The 12,280-nt window shown below is 44.9% G+C and carries 9 protein-coding genes; all 9 read left to right on the top strand.

All coding sequences use genetic code 11. The features are described from left to right. The 9 genes from SIO70_RS32780 (at nt 1) to SIO70_RS32740 (ending at nt 12,269) form a co-directional block, all read left to right on the top strand. Entirely contained in the window at nt 1-777 is a 777-nt protein-coding gene (locus SIO70_RS32780) for an HmuY family protein (RefSeq protein ID WP_320578090.1), read from the top strand. Further along, nucleotides 752-1,492, top strand: coding sequence for a hypothetical protein (locus SIO70_RS32775; RefSeq protein ID WP_320578088.1), 741 nt, complete (start codon nt 752-754; stop codon nt 1,490-1,492). Before SIO70_RS32780 ends, SIO70_RS32775 begins: the two co-directional genes overlap by 26 nt. Nucleotides 1,493-1,668: 176 nt before the next feature. Beyond that, on the top strand, nt 1,669-2,400 hold the full coding sequence (locus tag SIO70_RS32770; RefSeq protein ID WP_320578086.1) for a hypothetical protein: 732 nt from the start codon (nt 1,669-1,671) through the stop codon (nt 2,398-2,400). 56 nt (nt 2,401-2,456) lie between these two features. Then, a complete protein-coding gene (locus SIO70_RS32765) occupies nt 2,457-3,158 on the top strand; it encodes a hypothetical protein (RefSeq protein WP_320578085.1) in 702 nt (233 codons plus the stop codon). A 124-nt stretch (nt 3,159-3,282) separates the two neighbouring features. Continuing rightward, on the top strand, nt 3,283-4,803 hold the full coding sequence (locus SIO70_RS32760) for a S41 family peptidase (RefSeq protein ID WP_320578083.1): 1,521 nt from the start codon (nt 3,283-3,285) through the stop codon (nt 4,801-4,803). A 284-nt stretch (nt 4,804-5,087) separates the two neighbouring features. Then, nucleotides 5,088-5,537 (top strand): response regulator, encoded by a 450-nt coding sequence (locus tag SIO70_RS32755; RefSeq protein WP_083720184.1) that lies wholly within the window; start codon nt 5,088-5,090, stop codon nt 5,535-5,537. A 66-nt stretch (nt 5,538-5,603) separates the two neighbouring features. Continuing rightward, on the top strand, nt 5,604-6,173 hold the full coding sequence (locus SIO70_RS32750) for a biliverdin-producing heme oxygenase (protein WP_320578080.1): 570 nt from the start codon (nt 5,604-5,606) through the stop codon (nt 6,171-6,173). 39 nt (nt 6,174-6,212) lie between these two features. Next, entirely contained in the window at nt 6,213-7,724 is a 1,512-nt protein-coding gene (locus SIO70_RS32745; protein WP_320578078.1) for a GAF domain-containing protein, read from the top strand. Nucleotides 7,725-7,766: 42 nt separating this feature from the next. After that, nucleotides 7,767-12,269 (top strand): CheR family methyltransferase, encoded by a 4,503-nt coding sequence (locus SIO70_RS32740; protein ID WP_320578077.1) that lies wholly within the window; start codon nt 7,767-7,769, stop codon nt 12,267-12,269. The last annotated feature ends 11 nt before the right edge of the window (nt 12,270-12,280 follow it).

Genomic DNA, 12,280 nt, shown 5'->3' with positions numbered 1-12,280 from the left:
ATGCGTATATCTTTCTTGCTGTTAACCGCCTTTTTATTCGCATCCTGTTCGGATAAGGATAAAAAGGACGATCCTGCTTTACCTGATTTACCTGCGGTGACTGTGACTGCCAGTGGTACGTATACTGTGCATAACCTGGCGGGCGATACTGTAGCGAGAGCAGGTGGTAGCGCTGCTTTCAAAACTGTATACTATAGCCTGGAAGATGGCCGTGTGATACCCGATGCTTATGCCGCAACTGATAAATGGGACATTGCATTTGCCAGCATTTACAACAGTAGTGTATGGGCGAATAATGGTACGGCTACTTACAATCCTGGTAAGGGTGGACCTGGCCAAGGGGGCATTTACCTGGTGGTAGATAGTGCGATTGATAAGCAATATTTCGATTATGAAAACCAGCGCCCTGCTGCTGTACCTATTGCTGAGAGTTTAATGGAAGAGGCGTTTAATAAAGTGACGAATGTTCCTGTGGCAGATGCTGATCTGTTGATAAATGGTTATCTCACTTTGGATCATTTTAATGGGAGTACAAATGGATATGCCTTTTATGATTTCTATGGACAGATGTATCCGGGTGATAGTGAGAAAGCCCATGTGGTGTATGGGTTGCCACGTACTATTATTATTAAAACAGCGAAGGGGAATTATGCAAAACTGATGATCTATAGTTTTTATAAAGATAACCCGGCCAACCCGGATATTCATACTGCTGCACCTTATATCACTTTTAAATACACGATCAATAAAGATGGCGATAAGACATTTAACCAATAGTTTGCTGGCACTGACACTGTTCTTTGTTTGCTCCTGTGGAAAGTACAATGATACGACTACACCTGCAGAAACTTATTTAGAAGGGACCAACTGGGTACCCAGCCGTGTGAAGCAATTGGATGAACATATTTACCTGGATGAGCAATACAATGTGGTATATGTGGTGAATTACCCCGCTCCGGATGTAGGGCATGGTGCATCAGAAGGGCATCGTGCATGGTATTTTAATTTTGATACGCACAAGGCAGTGGATAGTGCTGCTGCGGTGGATGGTGAAGCGACATGGCATATCATGTTCAACAGCATTTATAACTCACAGATAAATGCGGATGCGGCTACCGCTGAGGGGAAGAATGGATTGGGGAAGATCAGGGTGGTGAGAACTGCGTTTGATGAGTTGACAGCAGCGCCGGCGGATTCTATGATCAGGAATAGTGTGCCGATTTCTTTTGATATAAATGATGTGATTGATAGCTGGGGGTATTATCAGTTTAGTGATCATTCGTTGGTGCCTTATAAGGATAGGTCTTTGATCTTTTTGTTGAAGGATAACAGGTATGTGAAGGTGGAGCTGGTGAATTTGTATAAGGATAACCCGGCGACAGCGCCTGATTATAAAGATGAGCATACGAAGAACCTGGCGCCCTGGTTTAATTTTAGATATTATGTGCAGGAGACGAAGGGGGATTTGAATTTGAAGACAAACACAAAATAAATACTATACAGGAAACGGCCGGTGACCGGGAATAACCACTAATTGGAAAAAGAAGTATGGCCTTATGCAGGCTGCATTCACCACAGACGCTGGATGTGACGGTCCTGATAGCGCCCGGGAAAATGCTGTCCCACACAAGATGCCATACTATTGAAAATTCTTAAAATACAAATCTAATGAAAACACTTCGTTTTAGCGCTGCCCTGCTGGTAGCGGGAACTATTGCTTTATTTTCTTCCTGCCAAAAAGATGACGTAACTACACCTAACAGCGGCCTCACTGTAGGTGGTGGTCTGGCTGTAACGGTACCAGATGGTGGTTCTATTGATCTGTCCGTAGCTGGTCCGTATGCCAGCAAAACAAAAGGTACTGTATCCAGATCCGGATCAGTATACACTGTTACCAACTTTGCCCAGGGTACTGTAACTGCGCCAGCTGACAGCACACAATGGTCAAATGTCGCGAGCACTTATTATTTCAACCTGGCTACCAACGTAGGTGGTGACTCAGTAAATGCGACTACTGTGAGTTATACCCTGCGTTTCACCGGTAGTGCAAATGGTGATATCTATGCTTATTCCAGCACTTATACGCTGAACTACCAGGATACTGCTTTCGCTACTGCCAAAGGTGTAACTACGATTGCTGCTCCGGGTGGTAAACTGGGTACAAACAATATTTACATGGGCGCTGTACTTGTGAGCGCTGGTACCGGCTGGTATGATTATGATATTTCCAGCCATATTGTAACTGCACATCAACCACGTACACTGATCCTGAAAGATCGTACTACTGGTAAAGCTGTATGGAAGGTGAGCATCACCAGCATTTATTCCAACAGCACACCTAATGCAGGTAGCTCTGCTACCAACTATCCATACTATAACTTCCAGTACCAGGCACTGTAAGGGGTGAGGTATAGCCGGGAGGCCGTTTTCCTGTATTTTTTTAAACAAATAATGAAATGAAACTGCAATTCAAGTATGCTTTTTTAACACTGTGTCTGACAGGGGCTATCTTCGCCTGTAAAGATGATAAAGACACGGATGTGACACCTGTGGAGGAAAAGAAAGATTCGATTGTGAATGAATATGTAACTATCAAAGTGAGTGGAGTGGTAGAGGTGAATAGTCTGCCTGTACCTACAGCATCTACACTGGATTATAATCTGTTTAGTTTTGCGAAAATGGGATTGGTTGGTGCAGGGGAGGATAGTATTAATACGGCTTCATGGGATCTGGCTTTCCAGGGGTCTGGTTTGAGTATGGCTCCCAATTGGGGAGGTACCGCGCCTAATTACTGGGATGGCGTGGATAAGTTTGCCATGAATGCTTCGGATGTGAAGGTGGTGGGGTATGAGGATACGACATTTGATAAGATCACGGCTGCACCTGCGGAGAGTGAGTTTATTCATACGGTGGGTATGGATGTGTCTCAACCGGTATTTAATACTGAAACAGGGGATTTGATGTATTTCAATTTTCCTAAGACGACGGTGTTTGTCTTTAAGCTGAATGATGGCAGGTATGTGAAGTTCCAGTATGTAAGTATTTACAAAGGAGCACCAGCGACGCCAACTGTGACGATTCATCAGAACGACTTTGGGTATTGGACGTTTAAATACTTTATTTCTGCTAAGGGAAGTACAGATTTAACAACGAAATAATTAGGTTTTAAATGACAAAAGACAACAGCTTCCGCCTACGACGGAAGCTGTTGTCTTTTGGATAGCGCCGCTAAAAAATTCAAAAATGTTGTTTTTTTTGTAAATTCCATTAAAATCCACTCTGGTGAAACAACCCATTCTTATTGCACTCCTATCCTGTGCCACTATATTCGTAGCCTGTCGTAAGGACCACGATACTGATACTGAAACACCCGTATCCCCGACTACAGGCACCCGTGAGCAATTCACGCTCGACTCCATTTATCTCTATGCAAAGCAGATATACCTGTGGTACGATGCTTTGCCTGACTATACTACCTTCAATCCCCGTCAGTATGCTACCGGCAGTAGTGTATTGACTAATTACGAGAAGGAACTGTATGCCATTACCCAGTTAAAAACCAATCCCAGTACCGGCTACTCATATGAGTACTCTGGCTATGCCGGCACGCCAAAATATTCCTTTATTGACGATGGTTCACTCACCGGTGGCCGCCGTGGTAGTGTTGCGCTGACCGGCAGTAACCGGCTGGCTACTGTTTCCCTGACGGATAAAGGGGATGATTTCGGCCTGAGTCTCAGCGCAAGCACCGACATCCGCATCCGGTATGTGAATCCCAAATCTCCTGCAGCACTGGCCGGGTTACAGAGAGGTTTCAAAGTGACACAGATCAATGGTACTGCTGTATCTACTTCCAATACTTCCTTTATTGAATCTGCACTCAACAGCAATTCAATATCCATGACTATTGTGGACAATAATGGAATGACAGGTACGGTGAATCTGACGAAATCAAATTACTCAACAAGTCCGGTGATGAAGGATACTGTCCTGACCGCCGGCTCTTCAAAAGTGGGGTACCTGGCCTATAGCCGTTTCTCCGTATTGTCCAGTTCGCAGACGCCGCTGGAAAATGCATTCAGCAAGTTTGCCGCCGCTGGTGTGACCTCACTCATCATCGACTTACGATATAATGGTGGTGGGTATACGACTACTGCTGAAGAGCTGGTCAACCTCATTGCACCTTCTTCTCTGAAAGATAAGGTGATGTATACTGAATACTTCAATCAACTGCTACAGGATGGTAAAGCAACAATCTTAAAACAACAGACTTACCTGGATGCCAATGGTAATACTGTTCAATATAATGGTCATACAGCTACCTATGCTGATCTGGATTATTCAGTAAGTGGTAACACTTACAAATTCAGTAAGGCAGGGAGTTTGAACAGTGTGAAGCAGGTCGTTTTCATCGTAAGTGGTAATACTGCTTCTGCGAGTGAACTCGTGATCAACAGTTTAAAACCTTACCTGACCGTGAAGCTGGTAGGTAGTCAAACCTATGGAAAGCCAGTGGGTTTCTTTGGTGTTAAAATCGACGCCTATACAGTTTACATGTCAAACTTCTATATGCAGAATGCAAATGGGGATGGTGATTATTTTCAGGGTATGACTCCTGATATTGCTGCCAGTGATGATGTGACGCATGATTTCGGAGATGCAAATGAGACCTGTATAGCAGCAGCTTTGGGTTATCTGGCCGGGTCCGGAAAAACGGGTGTTACAACAACGGTAACGCCGTTGATACACATGGGACCGACCTCATTTTCCGGTATGATAGAGGATAGATTGCACACAAAATAACGCTCATTTTTTCCCGATCGCGTATTTTCTTTTCCCGATCCGATCTGTCTACAAATGAGAACAGGCGTACATTTGTGAAGCTTCCTTATCAAATTGCTGTTTGTTAACACCCAAAAAACTACACAAGCATAGATCTCTTTAAAAAGTACCAAGTCCTACCATCCTGTTTTAACGGGGTGGTAGGCGCTATTCTGAGAATTTTGTCAATAAAAAGCCTTATTCTGTGCATTCTTGGAAATATGCAACAATATTTAAGTAATTTTATCCGTCAAATTTAAATCTGGATGATCAAGAAGGCGCAACGTACCAGAAAATGTATACTGGTTGCTGACGATGACGCAGACGACCGGGAGCTTATAAAGGTGGCTTTTGAGGAGAGTGGGACTGAAACTGAATTGCGTTTTGTTGAGAATGGAGAAGAATTAATGTATTACCTGAACAGGCAGGGAAAATATGCGGACGAAGAAAAATACCCTTTCCCAAGTATTATCTTACTTGACCTGAACATGCCTCGTAAAGACGGTAGGGAAGCATTACGTGAAATTAAGGAACATGCAAATCTTAAGTGGCTGCCCATCATTATTCTGACTACTTCTACAGAGGCAAAGGATATTTCCAAATGCTATGAATTGGGGGTGAATAGTTATACCATCAAGCCTTCCAATTTTTCAGACCTGGTCTCATTTACCCGCATGCTGCATACCTATTGGTTTACAGTGGTGCAATTGCCGTAGAATTAATTCCACACGCGGCCAATCAATATTCATAGTACTTTTAATCATTGTCACATATACTAGATAATGATTGAACAGTTAAGAGAAAGTACAGCGGCACTACATCAGGACCTGGAAAGGACCCTGATCCCGGTGATTAAACAAGCCAATTCCCCTGAGGCATACATCAGGTTACTGCAATTGTTTTACGGATACTATTATCCGCTGGAACAATACATTGCAGCGCATATTGATACATCCTTCCCCGGTGGATTTGATAACCGCCGCAAGGCTGCTTTGTTATTGCAGGACATCAACGTGATCAACGGTTCACCACTGGATCCCCCACCTACGTGTACCGATATACCAGAAATTAATGATAACGGACAGGCGCTTGGAGCTATGTATGTACTGGAAGGCTCCACCCTTGGCGGACAGGTCATTTGCCAGATTATACAACGAAACCTCCCTTTGCCAGAAATTACAAAGGCGTTATCTTTTTTAAACGGTTATGGTGAAGAAACCCGCGCTAAATGGGACAGCTTCGTACTCTACCTCGAAGGATACCACGGAACTGATGAACAAAAAAAACGGTTAGTGGAAGCCGCTGCCAATACCTTCAGGCAATTCAAAGTTTGGGCGCAAGCCAACGCCTGATCCATTTCAACTTAATATATACTGGAATAACCTGTCTTTATGCAAACAAAGAACTACGACTCCACCTTTTGTGGCAGTGTTCCTTTACATCAGATTAACCTGATACAACCCTATGGAATATTGCTCATACTGCAAAGGAGTGATTACAAAATCGTGCAGGTAAGTGAGAATATCGGGCAAGCGCTGGAACTGCCACCTGCAGAAGTTGTGAATACGCTACTGTCCAGGTATATACCTGCCACCCAGCTGGAACAATTGCAAAAGAGAGTGAATGAAGGTATCGTTGAAACGGTACCATTTACTTTGTCTTTTTCAAATAAAGACTACCTGGTACTGATGCAGGTAAACGGTGAATCCGTGATACTGGAAATGGAGGCACAAAGCACGCCTACTACCCAAAACTCGTTTATTACCATTTACCAGCAACTCAAATACGCTATGGCGGCCATTAATGCAGCTCCCTCTATTGGGGAAGCCTGCCAGATAGCCGCTTCGCAGCTGAAAGAGCTATCTGGTTACGATAAAGTGATGGTGTACCAGTTTGACAACAACTGGAATGGTACTGTGTTAGCAGAGGATGCTGTACCGGAAATGGAAAAGTACCTGGGGTTGACTTTCCCTGCTTCTGATATTCCAAAGCAGGCAAGGGCCATGTACCTCAAGAACCCTTACCGCCTGATTCCCAACAGAGATTATGTGCCGGTGAGCCTGTATCCTATCATCAACCCCCTCACGAATGCATTTACTGATCTGTCTGGTTGCAACCTGCGCTCTGTACCTGCCGTGCACCTGGAATATATGAAGAACATGGAAATCATGACATCCATGTCTTGTCGTATATTAAAAGACGGGCAGCTATGGGGACTGTTTTCCTGTCATCATCGTACCCCTTTCTATCTGCCATACGAAGGGAGGGCGCTTTTTGAACTGCTGTCGGACATCATTTCAGCACGTATTATATCTCTTCAGTATAAGGAAGAAAGCGATGAATATGCCGATCTACATGACATTCAGACCAGGCTGGTAGAACAGGTATACATTTCCAACGACCTGCTAACTGGTTTATTTGGGAATACCACCAATGTACTCCAGCTCTTTAATGCCACCGGCGCCGCCATGGTATTTAATAAAAGAATGGAAAGCATTGGAACTGTGCCCGATAAACATGCTCTCAAAGATCTGTTGCTCTGGCTCCAGAGTACAGCGGAGAAAAGTGTGTACCAGGAACTGAGTCTGCCGGCAGTGTATGAACCTTTCGTGAGCTATGCTAAAAACGCCAGTGGAATTCTGGTCATCAGTATACAACCACAAAAAGGGGACTTTTTGGTACTGTTCCGTCCGGAGGTAATCAGGGAGGTGAAGTGGGGAGGTAACCCGGATGAAGCGATTCGTTTCGAAAAGGATAATATACAATACCACCCCCGAAACTCGTTTAGCATCTGGCAGCAACAGGTACGGAATACAGCGCTGCCCTGGCGTGAGACGGAACTGACAATGGCGGAACACCTGCGAAATTTTATATTGGAGTACATAGTGAAGGCAATGGATTGAGGCTTTCCGGCCCATCATTTGTTTATGGTATAAAACCTTTAGATGAAGAAAGCGAATTACATAGTGGCAATTGGGGCATCTGCCGGTGGACTGGAAGCAATTCATGAATTTTTCGATAACATGCCGGAGTACGGCAACCTATCATTCGTGATTATACAGCATCTGTCATCGGACTATAAGAGCCTGTTGGTGGAGCTGGTATCCAAGCATACCCATATGCAGGTGCGTGAGGTAGAGGAAGATATGCCTGTGGATAACGATTGCGTATATGTGATTCCAAACAATAGGGACATCATCATTGAAAAAGGCCGGCTGCGGTTGATGCAGAAACCTGTTGAAAAAGCGCCAAATACAGCCATCGATACCTTCTTATTTTCACTGGCAAAAGATAAGGGCCGTGAGGCCATTTGCATCATCCTCTCTGGTACGGGTACTGATGGTACTCGTGGTGCAGGAGCTATCAAGAAGGCAGGAGGCATGGTGATGGTACAGGATCCTGAAACCGCCAAGTTCGATGGCATGCCACGCAGCGCCATCGCCTCAGACAATATAGATTATATACTCGCACCGGAATTTATGCCGGGCGAGATTTTCAATTATATACAGGACCTGCCGCTGCATGTTTTCAATGGTAAAATTGAAGAACACCTGTTGCCGGAAGTATTCAAACTGGTACAGGAAAACAGCGGTCAGGATTTCCATCATTACAAGTCTCCTACTATCACGCGCCGTATTGCAAAACGTATGGCGCAGTTCAACTACAAGACATTAGAAGATTACCTGGCATTGCTCCGGCAGAATCCTGAAGAGGGTAAGTTATTAGCCAAAGATTTCCTGATCGGGGTGACCCGTTTCTTCAGGGATACGACCGCTTTTGAAGTACTGAGAGACCAGGTATTGGACAAGTTGATCGATAGCAAAGAGGAAGGCGCAATCCTGAAAATATGGGTCACTGCCTGTAGCACAGGAGAGGAAGCCTACTCAATGGCTATCCTGGTAGACCAGATACTACAAAAGAAAGGCAAGTGGTTGGATGTGAAGATCTTTGCAACAGATATAGACAGCAATGCCATAGAGTATGCTGCCAAAGGTGTGTATCCAACTGCTGTATTGAAAGATGTGGAGCCGTCGGTGGTGAAGAAATATTTTCTGAAGGAAGAAAAGCATTACCAGATTGTATCACGACTGCGTAAACAAATTGTGTTTGCCAGGCATAATATTCTGAAAGATCCTCCATTCATAAAGAATGATCTGGTGAGTTGCAGGAACATGCTCATTTATATGGACAATGTGCTGCAAAGACAGGTATTGGCGTCACTGCATTTTGCATTGAATACAGGGGGGTATTTATTCTTAGGCACCAGCGAATCTGCAGCATTGATCAGAAGCGGGCTGGAAGAAATCAATGCAAAATGGAAGCTCTATCGTAAGACGGATGCAGCCCGTTCTGCACCACCGGATAACCTGTATAGTCCACTGGAATACATTCGCCAGTCAAGAGAAATGCGTCCGAATGCAGGCAGTTTGTTAGGACAGGAGAAGCGACTGGCAATAGATCTGGCAGATGAATTCAGGAATGTGCTCTCGGAAGAATATGGTTATGCCGCGGTGTACATTGACAAGAATTATGAGATCAGGGAAGCGACAGGTAATTATAAAAAATTCCTTTCTCTGCCTGATAAAAAGCTGAACCTGAACCTGCTGAAAATGGTGCCCAATGACTTGTCCATGGTATTGAACATGGCATTGCGACAGGCAGGGAAAACTACGCAGAAGGCGACGCTGAGAGGCATTAAACTGAATACAAAAGAGGGGCTCCGGTTAGTGAACCTGTTGATTAAACCGGATACTGGTAATGGACAATATACCCTCATCGTATTTGGTGAAGAACCGGAAAGAGCGGCATTGTTGTCAGAGCAGAAAGAGGAACTGACTTATCCTGCAGGTGTGAATGAACACATCATGTCGCTGGAAGCGGAGCTGGGGGAGACGCGTACGAATTTGCAGATGGCCATTGAAGGTTTGGAGACTTCCAACGAAGAACTGCAAAGTAGTAATGAAGAGTTGCTCTCTGCCAATGAAGAATTACAATCCAGCAATGAAGAGTTGCAATCACTCAATGAGGAGTTGCATACCTTGAATACAGAACACCAGCTCAAAATCAAAGAGCTGATGGAGCTGAATGATGATATGGACAACTACTTCCGTAGTACCGACATCGGTCAGGTATTTGTGGATGGCCGGATGCAGATCCGCAAGTTCAATCCCGCGGCAGTGAAGATGATCAACCTGATCCCTGCTGATATTGGGCGGCCTATCAGTCATATCTCTACGAATATTCAGCAGGATAGTTTACTGGATGATATTAATGCGGTCCTGCGCAATAAAAATATATTAGAGAAAGAAATGGTGCTGAGCAATGGCAATATGCACCTGATGAAAATAATGCCTTATATCAGGCAGGATAAACAGACCGATGGCGTAGTGATCACCTTTGTGGATATCACGGCCATCAAGGAGCTGGATATGCTGTTGAAAGGTGTGTTCAATGCCAGTACCAGTCTGATCATGGCCTTTAAGGTGGTGATGAGCAATAATGGAAATGTATCTGATTTCCGGTTGCTGACATCTAACAGTGCAGCTGCAAATTTGCTGGGCCATGATGTGATTGCCCTCAAAGCGCCTTCTATGAAGCAATCTATGCCGCAACTGATGCAGCAGGGGTTATTTGAGAAATATGTGCAGGTGGTACAGGATGGTTCGGTATTACATACAGAGGTATTGGTGAACCATAATGAAGAGGATGTCTGGTATGAAATGTCTGCCGTGAAAACAGCGGATGGCATTGTGATCACCTGCTCTGATGTGACAGAAAAGAAAGATGCGGAAGAACGTTTACGCCGTAACTATAATGAATTGATACAGGCGCGTGAAAGTCTCCGAAACCTGAATGCTGCACTGGAAGATAAAGTGCTGGAACGTACCCGTGAGCTCACACAGAGTGAAGAGCGATTCCGTTTAGTTTCCAAAGCCACCAATGATTCTATCTGGGACTGGAACCTCACCAACAATACTGTGTGGTGGAGTGACAACTTCTTTAATATTTACGGGTATAGTCCTGATAAAGAGTCTTTCAGCAGAACTTTCTGGATGGAGAAAGTGCATCCGGATGACAGGGTGCGGGTGCAGGAAAGCATTAGCCGTGCGGTGAATACAAAACAGAGTCAGTGGTCAGAAGGGTATCGTTTGCTAAGGGCAGATGGCACTTATGCACATATCCTGGACAGGGGGTATCTGTTGCAGGATGAATATGCCACTCCTTATCGTATGCTGGGGTCTATGCTGGATGTAACGAATTTGCGGGCAGCAGAGGAGCAGGCGGTAATGAGTATGGAAGAAAAACGCTTCCTGGCAGAGTCTATGCCATTGATCCTCTGGACGGCATGGCCGAATGGCGAGATCAATTTTGTGAATCAACAATTTACTTCCTATACCGGTCTGACCCTTGAGAAAATCAGTGATGCCGGTTGGGAAAGCATATTACATCCCGATGATGTGCCGGTATGGAGCCGTACCTGGAGTAATGCCCTCCGAAATAAGCAGGACTTTTCGCTGGAATTACGGATCCGTAGAAATGACGGACAATTTCACTGGTTCCTGTTGCGTACCCGGGTACAGCGTGATCTGAACGGCGCAGCGATGCTGTGGGTGGGTACGAATACCGATATCCACGAGCAGAAGATGCTGGCAGAACTGATGGAACAGCGGGTACAGGAACGTACCAATGCCCTGCAAAAGGCGAATTATGAGCTGGAATCGAGCAATGCGGAGCTGCAGCAATATGCCTTTGTGGCATCGCATGACCTGAAAGAACCTTTGCGCAAGATCCACATGTTTGGAAATATGCTCAGGGAGCGGTACCAGGATCAGATGGAAGAAAAGGCGGTAGATTACCTGAACAGGATCATCAATTCATCGAGCAGGATGACAAACCTGATCAATGATTTGTTAAGATTTTCCCGGTTGTCACAAATGAATTTCTTCGAAAAGGTGCCTTTGGAAACAATAATCAGGGATATACTCTCTGACCTGGAGGTATTGATACAGGAAAAGAATGCTATCGTGACAGTGGGGCAGCTGCCTACAATCGAGGCGGTACCCAGCCAGATCCGGCAGGTATTCCAGAACCTGCTGAGCAATGCCTTTAAGTTCTCCCGCAAGGATGTACAGCCAATGATCAGTATTATGGCAACCCGGATTGCTGAAAAACGGTTTGACAGTATTGCCGATCCGGAGGGCAAATATGTCTGTGTGACCATTTCTGACAATGGGATCGGGTTCGATGAGAAATACCTGGATAAAATTTTTGTACTCTTCCAACGTTTACATACTAAGGACAAATATGAGGGAACTGGCATAGGACTTGCGGTTACGCGTAAGATCATTGAAAAACACCACGGAATTATTACGGCGCAAAGCCGTGAAAAAGAGGGGGCGACGTTTACTATTATACTGCCTGTAAAGCAGGATCAGGAGATAGGATGATCTTATTTTAA

It is taken from the genome of Chitinophaga sancti (genome assembly GCF_034087045.1).
In the GTDB taxonomy this organism is placed as follows: Bacteria; Bacteroidota; Bacteroidia; order Chitinophagales; family Chitinophagaceae; genus Chitinophaga; species Chitinophaga sancti_B.
This window is presented reverse-complemented; position numbering and strand designations above follow the sequence as displayed.